Genomic DNA, 11,473 nt, shown 5'->3' on the forward strand with positions numbered 1-11,473 from the left:
TGCCGCCGCCGCCATCACCAGGGACAGCAGCAGCCCCAGCACGTACCGGCCCAACCGCCCGCTCGACGGCATCCTTCCAGGGCGACCACTGAACGTGGCATGTCCCACCGCCCCATCCCCCGCCACCCGACTTTGGCTTTGGCCCATCTCATTCCCTTCACGTCGGACACGATGACGCCCGACGCGCAGTTGCGCGACAAGACAGCCGGGCGTACAGGCATCGCCAGGTGATCACCCCCCACATGCAGCGGCCATCCGACCCGCACCAAGTCGCTGATCAGCAACCCGATCGGCCGCACCGAGCCGAGGGCGCGGCGGACGTGCCAAGCCGCGAACAGTGTTCCCAAAACACTCGGAGGCTCTGTAGGCCTCTGACCAGCGGCGATATCGGTAGGCGCAGCAGACGGCTCCGGTAGCCGGTCAAGGGTCGGCGGCCGTATTCGTACCACTCGCACTCTGCGCCGCAGCGACTCCAGGGCATGGCCCCAAGAGCGAGGTCGGACGAGTAGCGGACTCACAAGATCAACACAGACAGAAGGCCGGTAGATCACTAGGATCTACCGGCCTTCTGACCTGGTGTTAAGCAATGTGGGGCTAACAGGATTTGAACCTGTGGCCTCATCCTTATCAGGGATGCGCTCTAACCAACTGAGCTATAGCCCCGCCGCGCTGCGCGCTGACTCCTGAAGGTTAGCGCACGTGGGGGGTAGTCCCAAAATCGGTTCTCTACCCCCCGGACCTTCGCCTACTCGTCCTCCGCGAGCGTCAGCTCGATCCCGCCCACGAACCCGGCGGAGATGTTGTAGATGAACGCTCCGAGCGTCGCCAGCGCTGTGGCCAGCACCACATCGATCACGGCGATCACCGAGGTGAAGATAAGCACGCGCGGCAGCGAGAGGAACGACTCCAGATCGAAGCCGCCGTTCTCGCCGGCCTCGCCACTGACCGTCGTCGCGTCGCTGAACGTCCTGCCGACCTCCGTGAAGACACCCATGGCGTCCATGACCATCCACAGCACCGCCGAGGCGATGATCGTGCAGATGCCGATGGCGATGGAGAGCAGGAAGCTCACCTTCATCACCGACCACGGATCGGCCTTGGCGACCCGCAGGCGTGCCTTGCGGGTCCTCGGCTGAGTGGTCGCCCCGGTACGAGGGCGGCGTACCGCCCCGTCGGTGGCTGTCTGTCCGGCCGCCGTGCCCGACTGCCGGCCACCCCCCTGGGCGCCCTCGTCGCCCTGGGGCGACGGGTACGCCTGAGGCGGGTGGTAAGGCTGCTTCGTTCCCTGCTGCTGCACCGGCTGCTCCTGCTCCCCGCCGTCGTTCTCGTACGGGGGCCTGGGCCCCCCGGTGTCCGTCACCGTAACCCCCCGGGGGCCATCCGCGGAGCCGTGGGCGCCATTGGATTCGGCGGCTCCGGCAGAGGCGCCCGGACCGGCGCCCTCGGCTCCACTCACTTACTGCTCCTCGCGCTCCGCGGCGGCCTCCGCCACCACGGCACCGTCCTCGGCCCCGTCGACACCGTCAGCGCCGTCGGCACCCTCCGCGCCATCGACTTCCTCGGCCTCGCGTCCCGCCTCCGCGTTACGCGCGATACCGACCACGGCGTCCCGCTTGCCCAGGTTGATCAGTTGGACGCCCATGGTGTCACGGCCCGTCTCCCTGACTTCGTTGACTCGCGTACGGATCACACCACCGGACAACGTGATGGCGAGGATCTCGTCGGTCTCCTCGACCACCAGCGCGCCCACGAGCGAACCGCGGTCCTCCACGATCTTGGCGGCCTTGATACCGAGGCCGCCGCGACCCTGGACGCGGTACTCGTCCACAGCGGTGCGCTTCGCGTAACCACCGTCGGTGGCGGTGAACACGAACGTACCGGGCCGGACCACGTTCATCGAGAGCAGTTCGTCGCCCTCGCGGAAGCTCATGCCCTTCACACCGGATGTCGCCCGGCCCATGGGCCTCAGGGCATCGTCCGTGGCGGTGAACCGGATCGACTGCGCCTTCTTGCTGATCAGCAGCAGATCGTCCTCGGCCGACACCAGCTCGGCGCCGATCAGCTCGTCGTCGCCGCCGTCCTCGGTCTCCCGGAGGTTGATCGCGATGACACCACCGGAACGCGGCGAGTCGTAGTCCTTCAGCGGCGTCTTCTTCACCAGACCCGCCTTGGTGGCGAGCACCAGATACGGCACGGCCTCGTAGTCGCGGATCGCGAGGATCTCCGCGATCTGCTCGTCCGGCTGGAAGGCCAGCAGGTTGGCGACGTGCTGCCCGCGGGCGTCACGGCCGGCGTCCGGCAGCTCGTACGCCTTGGCCCGGTAGACCCGGCCCTTGTTGGTGAAGAACAGCAGCCAGTGGTGCGTGGTGGAGACGAAGAAGTGGTCGACGATGTCGTCCTGCTTCAGCTTGGTGCCGCGCACGCCCTTGCCGCCGCGCTTCTGCGAGCGGTAATCCTCGGTCTTGGTGCGCTTGATGTAGCCGCCACGCGTGATGGTGACGACGATGTCCTCCTCGGCGATCAGGTCCTCGATGGACATGTCACCGTCGAAGGGGATCAGCTTGGAGCGCCTGTCGTCGCCGAACTTCTCCACCAGGGCGGCGAGCTCCTCGCTGACGATCGCCCGCTGCTTCTCGGGAGAGGCGAGGATCGCGTTGTACTCGTTGATCTTCGCCTGGAGCTCGTCGTGCTCCTGCACGATCTTCTGCCGCTCCAGGGCCGCCAGCCTGCGGAGCTGCATCTCCAGGATCGCGTTCGCCTGGATCTCGTCGATCTCCAGCAGATCCATCAGGCCCGCGCGCGCGACCTCGACCGTGTCACTGCGCCGGATCAGCGCGATGACCTCGTCGATCGCGTCCAGCGCCTTGAGCAGACCGCGCAGGATGTGGGCCCGCTCCTCGGCCTTGCGCAGCCGGAACTTCGTCCTGCGGACGATGACCTCGATCTGGTGCGTCACCCAGTGGCGGATGAACGCGTCCAGCGACAGCGTGCGCGGCACACCGTCGACCAGCGCCAGCATGTTGGCGCCGAAGTTGGTCTGGAGGTCGGTGTGCTTGTAGAGGTTGTTGAGGACGACCTTGGCGACGGCGTCCCGCTTGAGCACGATGACCAGGCGCTGGCCGGTACGGGACGAGGTCTCGTCGCGGACGTCGGCGATACCGCCGACCTTGCCGTCCTTCACCAGGTCGGCGATCTTCTGCGCGAGGTTGTCCGGGTTGACCTGGTACGGAAGCTCCGTGACCACCAGGCACTGGCGGTTCTGGATCTCCTCGACCTCGACCACCGCGCGCATCGTGATGGAGCCGCGGCCGGTGCGGTACGCCTCCTCGATGCCCTTGCGGCCCACGACCAGCGCACCGGTCGGGAAGTCGGGGCCCTTGATCCGCTCGATCAGCGCGTCGAGGAGCTCCTCGTGGCTGGCCTCCGGGTGCTCCAGCGCCCACTGGGCACCGGCCGCGACCTCGCGCAGATTGTGCGGCGGGATGTTGGTGGCCATACCGACCGCGATGCCTGCGCTGCCGTTGACCAGCAGGTTCGGGAAGCGGGACGGCAGGACCGTCGGCTCCTGGTTGCGGCCGTCGTAGTTGTCCTGGAAGTCGACGGTCTCCTCGTCGATGTCCCGGAGCATCTCCATCGACAGCGGCGCCATCTTGCACTCGGTGTAGCGCATGGCGGCGGCCGGGTCGTTGCCGGGGGAGCCGAAGTTGCCGTTGGAGTCGACCAGCGGCATCCGCATCGACCACGGCTGCGCGAGACGCACGAGCGCGTCGTAGATGGAGGAGTCGCCGTGCGGGTGGTACGTACCCATGACGTCGCCGACGACACGGGCGCACTTGTAGAAGCCCTTCTCGGGCCGGTAGCCGCCGTCGTACATCGCGTAGAGCACGCGGCGGTGGACGGGCTTGAGGCCGTCCCGTACATCCGGCAGCGCACGCGAGACGATGACGGACATCGCGTAGTCGAGGTAGGAGCGCTGCATCTCCGTCTCGAGCCCGACGGGCTCGATCCGCATCTGCGCGCCTTCCTCTTCGGTACCGGTGGTGGCGGGGGTCTTCTCGTCGGCCATTGCTGGTCTTCAGTCCTTTCGAGCGGTCAGCTGAGACCGACTCAGATGTCGAGGAAGCGGACGTCCTTGGCGTTGCGCTGGATGAAGGAGCGCCGTGCCTCGACGTCCTCGCCCATCAGCACCGAGAACAGGTCGTCCGCCTGCGCCGCGTCGTCCAGGGTGACCTGGCCGAGTACGCGGTGCTCGACGTCCATCGTGGTGACGCGCAGCTCCTCGGCGTTCATCTCGCCGAGACCCTTGAAGCGCTGGATCGAGTCTTCCTTGATCCGCTTGCCGTGCTGCTTGCCCAGCTCGACCAGCGCGTCCCGCTCACGGTCCGAGTAGGCGTACTCGAAGTCGTCCCGGCCCCACTTGATCTTGTAGAGCGGGGGACGGGACAGATACACATGGCCCGCCTCGACCAGTGGCCGCATGAAGCGGAACAGGAAGGTCAGCAGCAGGGTGTTGATGTGCTGGCCGTCGACATCGGCGTCCGCCATCAGGATGATCTTGTGATAGCGGAGCTTCTCGATGTCGAAGTCCTCGTGGATACCGGTGCCGAAGGCCGAGATGAGGGCCTGGACCTCGGTGTTCTGGAGGATCTTGTCGACCCGTGCCTTCTCGACGTTCAGGATCTTGCCGCGGATGGGCAGGATGGCCTGGTACATCGGATTACGGCCGGACTTGGCCGAGCCGCCGGCGGAGTCACCCTCGACGATGAAGATCTCGCACTTGGTGGGGTCGTTCGACTGGCAGTCGGACAGCTTGCCCGGCAGCGAGGCGCTCTCCAGCAGACCCTTGCGGCGGGTGAGGTCGCGGGCCTTGCGGGCGGCGACCCGGGCCGTGGCGGCCTGGATGCCCTTGCGGACGATGTCCGACGCCTCGTTGGGGTTGCGGTCGAACCAGTCGGTGAGGTGCTCGTGAATGATCTTCTGGACAAAGGTCTTCGCCTCGGTGTTGCCCAGCTTGGTCTTGGTCTGGCCCTCGAACTGGGGCTCGCCGAGCTTGACCGAGATGATCGCGGTCAGACCCTCGCGGATGTCCTCACCCGTGAGGTTGTCGTCCTTCTCGCGCAGCAGCTTCCTGTCGCGTGCGTAGCGGTTGACCAGACCCGTAAGGGCAGCGCGGAAGCCCTCCTCGTGGGTACCGCCCTCGTGGGTGTGGATGGTGTTCGCGAACGAGTACACACCCTCGCTGTACTGCGAGTTCCACTGCATCGCGACCTCGACGGAGAGCAGCCTCTCCGTGTCCTCCGCCTCGATGTCGATGACCGAGGGGTGGATCAGCTCTCCCTTGCGGGAGTTGAGGTACTTCACGAAGTCGACGATGCCGCCCTCGTAGTGGTACGTGACGGTGCGGGCCTTCGGCTCCTCCGCGGCCTCGGCGTCGGGGTCGTCTGCGCCGACCGTCGCCTTAGCGGACTCGCGCTCGTCCGTCAGGGTCAGGGTGAGGCCCTTGTTCAGGAAGGCCATCTCCTGGAAGCGGCGCGAGAGCGTCTCGAAGGAGTACTCGGTGGTCTCGAAGATGTCCCCGTCGGCCCAGAACGTGACCGTCGTGCCGGAGTCCTCGACGGCCTCGTGCTTGGCCAGCGGCGCGGTGGGCACGCCCAGCTTGTAGTCCTGGGTCCAGCGGAAGCCGTCCCGCTTGATCTCGACCGAGACCCTGGTCGACAGCGCGTTCACCACGGACACGCCGACGCCGTGCAGACCACCGGAGACGGCGTATCCGCCGCCGCCGAACTTTCCGCCCGCGTGCAGCACGGTGAGCACGACCTCGACGGCGGGCTTCTTCTCCACCGGGTGGATGTCCACGGGGATGCCACGACCGTCGTCGACCACGCGCACACCGCCGTCAGCGAGGATCGTGACATCGATCCTGCTCGCGTGGCCCGCCAGGGCCTCGTCGACGGAGTTGTCCACGACCTCCTGGACGAGATGGTGCAGTCCGCGCTCACCGGTCGAGCCGATGTACATGCCAGGCCGCTTGCGGACCGCGTCCAAGCCCTCGAGGACGGTGATCGCGCTGGCGTCGTACGACGAGGATGCCTCGCCGTTCCCGTCGGCAGCTGTGGACGGAAGGTTCTCGTTGGGGTTGCCGGAATCGGCCACGAAGCGCCCTTTCTGGCACAGCACGAGCCGTTCTCCGGACTGATCGGGAGCGGCTGCGTCGTTCGGCATTAAATCGACTGTCCCGCCTACACGGCGGGATTACCCACCAGTCTACCGGTATCGCCGACCCGAATGGGGGTTTGCGGGTACCTGAGTCCGCATGTGCCGCCCTCAACGGGCGCCGACCGACTCCCCATATCCAGGAAGGGGCTCCAAGAGGCTCACACGGGCGTTGAGCGCTTCTGCCTGTCAACCCGTGGCTACGGTGAGGGACACCTCACGGGTCACGGTGGTTTCAGGGGGCCGGGCAGCACGGGGAACCCGGCCTGTCCGGCACCTGGGAGCGGAGACCGCGGCGGACGCTCGGCGCCGCTTCGAAGCCGCGTGCTCTCGATGGCATGCCGCGGCCCACCGCGGCATGCGCACACCCGGACCCGTACGGAACTCGGCCCACCTGCCGGATCAAGCACCGCCGCCCTCGGGCACCGACACCGTCGGGCACCGCCTCGGGTGCGGCCTCAGCCGTACGTGTCTCCCGGGCCCACGCTCCCCGGTGCCCGCAGTACCCCGTAGCGGCGCGCGGGGCCGCCGGGCCCCAGGACCTTGATCATGCGCACCGTGCCCTGGCCCAGGTCCTCGTTCAGGCGGGCGACCAGCCGCGGCGCCAGCAGCCGCAGTTGCGTCGCCCACGCCGTCGAGTCGCACTGCACCGTCAGCACCCGCTGGTCCGGATCCTCGTCGTACCGCAGCGGCACGCAGTGCTTCGCCAGGTCCTCGCCGACGATCTGCGGCCAGCGCCCCATCACCCCGCCCACCGCCGCGGGCGTCTCCCAGCCCCGCTCGGTGATCAGCCGGCTGATCGCGGCACCCAGCGGCAGCGGGTCGCGGCCGTCCGCCCGGGCTCCGGAGCGCAGCCCGCCACCCCGCCTGGCCTGCCGCTTCTCCTGGGCCGCCGCGCCGCGTGCCCGAGCCTGCTCCTTGGCCGCCCGCAGCGCCACCCGGGCCAGATCCACACCCGACGGCTCCGGCACACCGGCGGCACCAGTCGCCCCCGCCGCTTCGTTCCCGCTCATACGCGCTCCACCGCGCCCTCCGCCACCGCATAGCGCGCCCCGGCCAGCACCCCGGGTACGTCGTCCTCCACCGCGGCCGTCACCAGGACCTGCTCACCCGGGGCGACCAGCTCCGCGAGCCGCTCGCGGCGCCGGGCGTCCAGCTCGGCGAAGACGTCGTCGAGCACCAGCACCGGCTCGTTGCCCTCCGCCCGAAGCAGGTCGTACGAGGCCAGCCGCAGCGCCAGCGCGTACGACCAGGACTCGCCATGGCTCGCGTACCCCTTCGCGGGCAGCTCGCCCAGCTTGAGCAGCAGTTCGTCGCGATGCGGTCCGACGAGCGTGACGCCCCGCTCTATCTCCTGCTTGCGCACATCGGCGAGCGCGGCGATCAGCTGCTCGTACAGCTCCGCTCGGCCCTGCCCTCCGCCGCCGGCCGAGCCCCGATACTCAAGTGCCACCGGTCCGCCCCCAGGGGCGAGCTGTTCATATGCCTTGTCGGTGAGCGGCTGGAGCGTCGCGATCAGCTCCAGCCGCTGCGCCAGCAGCTCCGCGCCGGCCTTGGCCAGATGCTGATCCCACACGTCGAGGGTGGACAGATCGGCCCCGCGCCCACCGTGGCGGCGTGCCATCGCGGCCGTCTTGAGCAGGGTGTTGCGCTGTTTGAGCACCCGCTCGTAGTCCGACCGCACGCCCGCCATCCGCGGCGACCGCGCGGTGATCAGCTCGTCCAGGAACCGCCGCCGCTCTCCCGGGTCGCCCTTGACCAGCGCGAGATCCTCCGGTGCGAAGAGCACCGTCCGGACGATCCCGAGCACATCGCGCGGTCTGACCTGCGACGATCGGTTGATCCGGGCACGGTTCGCCCGGCCCGGGTTCAGCTCGAGCTCGACCAGCTGGGATCGCTCGCCCTGAGTGACCGCGGCCCGGATGAACGCACGGTCCGCTCCCATCCGAACCAGCGGAGCGTCGGAGGCGACCCGGTGGCTGCCGAGGGTGGCGAGGTAACCGACGGCTTCGACCAGGTTGGTCTTGCCCTGCCCGTTGGCCCCGACGAAGGCGGTGACGCCCGGGTCGAGCGGGACCTCGACCCGGGCGTACGAGCGGAAGTCGGCCAGCGACAGATGCGTGACATGCATATGGAACGCCGACCTCCCCCGGCTACTGCTCCGTGCTCAGCTGCAGACCGTGCACATGCGCACGGACCTCCGCGCACAGCCTGTGGACTACTTCTTGGCCTCGACCGCGTGCCCGCCGAACTGGTTCCGCAGAGCGGCGATCATCTTCATCTGCGGTGAGTCATCCTGGCGGGACGAGAACCGCGCGAACAACGAGGCCGTGATCGCGGGCAGCGGTACCGCGTGGTCGATGGCGGCTTCCACAGTCCAACGGCCCTCGCCGGAGTCCTGTGCGTATCCGCGCAGCTTGTCCAGGTGCTCGTCCTCGTCCAGCGCGTTGACCGCCAGATCGAGCAGCCAGGAGCGGATGACCGTGCCCTCCTGCCAGGAGCGGAAGACCTCGCGTACGTCCGTGACCGAGTCGACCTTCTCCAGCAGCTCCCAGCCCTCGGCGTAGGCCTGCATCATGGCGTACTCGATACCGTTGTGGACCATCTTCGCGAAGTGGCCGGCACCCACCTTGCCCGCGTGCACCGCACCGAAGTCACCCTCGGGCCTCAGGGCGTCGAAGATCGGCTGGACCTTGGCGACATGCTCCTCGCTGCCGCCGTACATCAGCGCGTAGCCGTTCTCCAGGCCCCAGACGCCGCCGGAGACACCGCAGTCCACGAAACCTATGCCCTTGATGCCCAGCTCGACGGCGTGCCGCTCGTCGTCGGTCCAGCGGGAGTTGCCGCCGTCCACGACGATGTCGCCGGGCGACAGCAGTCCTGCCAGCTCGTCTATGACGGCCTGGGTCGCGTGACCCGCGGGCACCATCACCCACACCACCCGGGGACCCTCCAGCTTGTCCACAAGCTCCTCAAGGCTGTGGACGTCGGCGAGATCCGGATCGCGGTCGTAACCGATCACGGTGTGGCCTGCGCGGCGGATCCGCTCGCGCATGTTGCCGCCCATCTTGCCGAGGCCGACGAGACCGAGCTCCATCAGTGATTCCTTCAGGTCGTGTGCAGTTCTGTACCCGCGTCCGAGCCTACGCCCGGACGCGGGTGCACACCTGTGGGGTCGATCGCTCGTACGAGGGCCCCGGGAGAGCGGACTGTCGCCGGTGTCCGCGCAGGTCAGCCGCTGAGCCGCACCGGCATGATCAGGTACTTGTACGCCTCGTCCGCCTCCGCGTCCACCGCCGGCTTGCCACTGAGCAGGGCGGGCTTGGTGGAGGTGGTGAAGGAGAGCTGCGCGACCGGGGAGTCGATGGCGCTCAGACCGTCCAGCAGGAAGTTCGGGTTGAAGGCGATCGAGATGTCATCGCCTTCCAGCCGGGCGTCCACGCGCTCCACAGCCTGTGCGTCGTCGCTGGAGCCGGCCTCCAGGATCAGCACGCCCTGCTCGAAGGTGAGCCGCACCGGGGTGTTGCGCTCGGCCACCAGGGCGACACGCTTGACGGCCTCGACGAACGGGGCGGTCTCGATCACCGCGACCGAGTTGAACTCTGTGGGGAACAGCGTCCGGTACTTCGGCAGGTCGCCTTCGAGAAGCCGGGTGGTGGTGCGGCGGCCGGCGCCCTCGAAACCGATCAGGCCCTCACCCGCACCGGAGCCGGAGAGCGCCAGGGTGACCGTGTCACCGCTGGTCAGCGCCTTGGCGGTGTCCAGCAGCGTCTTCGCGGGCACCAGCGCGACCGCGGAGGCGTCGGGGGACTCGGGCTTCCACAGGAACTCACGGACCGCGAAGCGGTAGCGGTCGGTGGAGGCCAGCGTGACCGTGTCGCCCTCGATCTCGATGCGTACGCCGGTGAGCACCGGGAGGGTGTCGTCCCGTCCGGCGGCGATGGCGACCTGGGCGGCGGCGGAGGCGAAGACCTCGCCGGGGACCGTGCCGGTCGCGGTCGGCATCTGCGGCAGCGCCGGGTACTCCTCCACAGGCAGGGTGTGGAGGGTGAAGCGGGACGAGCCGCAGACCACGGTGGCCCGTACACCGTCTGTGGAGATCTCCACCGGACGGTTCGGGAGGGCGCGGCAGATGTCGGCCAGCAGGCGGCCGGAGACGAGGACGGTGCCGTCCTCCTCGACCTCTGCCTCGACGGAGACCCGCGCCGAGACCTCGTAGTCGAAGCTGGAGAAGCTGAGCGCGCCGTCCTCCGCCTTCAGAAGAAGGCCCGCGAGAACGGGCGCCGGCGGACGTGCCGGGAGGCTCCGGGCCACCCACGCCACCGCCTCCGCGAGTACATCGCGCTCCACCCGGATCTTCACCGGAACCGCCTCCTGCTGTTGCTCGCTCGCTCTGCTGGCCTTCGTGGTCGGCATGGCTGCCGGCGGGGAACCGGGGTGATGCCGGAGACCAGTCTGACGCACGGCACCGACACTCGGTGCGGCTCGGGGTCAAGTCGGGACAAGCGATGGCCAGAGGTCCGGCGCCGAGTTGTGCACAGCACCCGCTTCGAAGCGGATTCCTGGCTAACTCTAAGTGGGAGTAGTAGTAGGGCCTGTGGAAACCGTGGATAACCCCGTCTGCGCAGCTCAGAGCCGCTTTTTTGTCCACTGCCCCTGTGGGTGGAGCCGGTGGACAACCGGGGCTGTCTGTGGACGCGCGAAAGTTCTGCACACCCCGTGCACAGGCCATGGGGAGTTCTCCCCAGCGCTGTCCCCAGCTTTCCCCGGGTTGCCCACAGGCCAACCTGGCAGCTTGGTGTGACGCCTTTCACTCGGTCCGGTGAGGTCGGGTGTTTCGTTGCCGAACAGTGGACAGCCATGTGCACAAGCTGTGGGCAACTGGCCTCAGCCTGTGGGCAGGGTGGGGACAACCGAGATCGCAGCCTGTGGACACCGTGTTCATCCACAGTCTGTGGAAGTCCGTTGGCCACAATTCCACAACCAGCTGACCTGGTGTGATGAAGTGTCCGTGGGATCGGCTGTGGATACGGTCTGGACAACTCGCGAGTCCCCAGGCTGTGGACGGTGGATCTTCCCAACTTCTGTGGAGAACTGGCCCGCACTGGTGGGTATTCGAACAGCCCGCCCAGCCGCTGAGCACCGAACGCCGAGGCGTGCTCCCCTTCCTCCATCACGCCGAGGGGCGCCCCCTTCCCCTGTGACGCCGAGGGGCGCCCCCTTCCCCTGTGACGCCGAAGGGCGCCCCGGGACCATGCCC

Annotated in this window: 7 protein-coding genes and 1 tRNA gene; all 8 read right to left on the reverse strand. The window is 68.2% G+C overall.

What is annotated here, in order from left to right:
- Positions 1-589: 589 nt before the first annotated feature.
- Positions 590-663: transfer RNA gene (locus tag ACFWI9_RS13625), tRNA-Ile, on the reverse strand.
- 82 nt (positions 664-745) lie between these two features.
- Entirely contained in the window at positions 746-1,360 is a 615-nt protein-coding gene (locus tag ACFWI9_RS13630) for a DUF3566 domain-containing protein (protein WP_387161651.1), read from the reverse strand.
- Between the two features lie 96 nt (positions 1,361-1,456).
- Positions 1,457-4,066, reverse strand: a complete 2,610-nt coding sequence (gyrA, locus tag ACFWI9_RS13635) for a DNA gyrase subunit A (RefSeq protein WP_387161601.1) — start codon at positions 4,064-4,066, stop codon at positions 1,457-1,459.
- Between the two features lie 41 nt (positions 4,067-4,107).
- Complete coding sequence (gene gyrB, locus ACFWI9_RS13640) at positions 4,108-6,177, reverse strand: DNA topoisomerase (ATP-hydrolyzing) subunit B (RefSeq protein WP_387161653.1); 2,070 nt, start codon at positions 6,175-6,177, stop codon at positions 4,108-4,110.
- Between the two features lie 494 nt (positions 6,178-6,671).
- The gene (locus ACFWI9_RS13645; protein WP_387161603.1) at positions 6,672-7,226 is read right to left on the reverse strand and encodes a DUF721 domain-containing protein; all 555 of its coding nucleotides are present in this window, start codon (positions 7,224-7,226) and stop codon (positions 6,672-6,674) included.
- On the reverse strand, positions 7,223-8,344 hold the full coding sequence (gene recF, locus ACFWI9_RS13650) for a DNA replication/repair protein RecF (protein ID WP_387161605.1): 1,122 nt from the start codon (positions 8,342-8,344) through the stop codon (positions 7,223-7,225). Before recF ends, ACFWI9_RS13645 begins: the two co-directional genes overlap by 4 nt.
- An 87-nt stretch (positions 8,345-8,431) precedes the next feature.
- Positions 8,432-9,310 carry a phosphogluconate dehydrogenase (NAD(+)-dependent, decarboxylating) gene (gene gnd / locus ACFWI9_RS13655; RefSeq protein ID WP_387161606.1) on the reverse strand — a complete coding sequence of 293 codons (879 nt, stop codon included), beginning with the start codon at positions 9,308-9,310 and terminating at the stop codon, positions 8,432-8,434.
- A gap of 134 nt (positions 9,311-9,444) precedes the next feature.
- Entirely contained in the window at positions 9,445-10,575 is a 1,131-nt protein-coding gene (gene dnaN / locus ACFWI9_RS13660; protein ID WP_387161654.1) for a DNA polymerase III subunit beta, read from the reverse strand.
- Positions 10,576-11,473 lie beyond the last annotated feature (898 nt).

It is taken from the genome of Streptomyces sp. NPDC127084 (assembly GCF_042724175.1).
Lineage (GTDB): Bacteria > Actinomycetota > Actinomycetes > Streptomycetales > Streptomycetaceae > Streptomyces.

Coding starts and splice junctions, on each gene's coding strand:
- ACFWI9_RS13645 (WP_387161603.1), bottom strand. CDS start 7,226: ATGAGCGGGAACGAAGCGGCGGGGGCGACTGGTGCCGCCGGTGTGCCG.
- gyrA (WP_387161601.1), bottom strand. CDS start 4,066: ATGGCCGACGAGAAGACCCCCGCCACCACCGGTACCGAAGAGGAAGGC.
- gnd (WP_387161606.1), bottom strand. CDS start 9,310: ATGGAGCTCGGTCTCGTCGGCCTCGGCAAGATGGGCGGCAACATGCGC.
- recF (WP_387161605.1), bottom strand. CDS start 8,344: ATGCATGTCACGCATCTGTCGCTGGCCGACTTCCGCTCGTACGCCCGG.